Origin of the sequence: Arthrobacter sp. AOP36-C1-22 (assembly GCF_052377515.1) — a bacterium.
Taxonomy (GTDB): Bacteria; Actinomycetota; Actinomycetes; order Actinomycetales; family Micrococcaceae; genus Arthrobacter_H.
On the sequence record NZ_JBQSWW010000068.1, the window covers coordinates 1 to 568 of the forward strand.

At 59.7% G+C, this 568-nt stretch carries 1 protein-coding gene; it reads left to right on the forward strand.

Going from position 1 to position 568, the window contains the following annotated elements; genetic code table 11:
* A partial coding sequence (locus ACT3S6_RS15900) for a cbb3-type cytochrome c oxidase subunit I (protein WP_444555777.1) occupies positions 1-568 on the forward strand: 568 nt, incomplete at both ends.

Consider the following 568-nt stretch of genomic DNA (forward strand, 5'->3'; position numbering starts at 1 on the left):
TGTTCTGGTTCTTCGGCCACCCCGAGGTCTACATCATTGCGCTGCCGTTCTTCGGCATCGTCTCGGAGATCTTCCCGGTCTTTTCCCGCAAGCCGATCTTCGGCTATAAGGGCCTGATCTTCGCGACGATCTCGATCGCCGCGCTCTCGATCTCGGTGTGGGCGCACCACATGTACGCCACCGGCTCCGTGGCCCTGCCGTTCTTTGGATTCATGACCATGCTGATCGCGGTGCCCACCGGGGTGAAGTTCTTCAACTGGATCGGCACGATGTGGCGAGGATCCATCACCTTCGAGACACCCATGCTCTGGAGCATCGGGTTCCTGGTGACCTTCCTCTTCGGCGGACTGACCGGCATCATCCTCTCGGCACCCACGCTGGACATCCACGTTTCGGATACCTACTTCGTGGTCGCCCACTTCCACTACGTGGTCTTCGGGACCGTCGTGTTCGCCATGTTCGCCGGCTTCTACTTCTGGTGGCCCAAATGGACCGGCCGGATGCTCAACGAACGGCTGGGCAAGATCCACTTCTGGATGTTGTTCTTCGGGTTCCACGGCACGTTCCT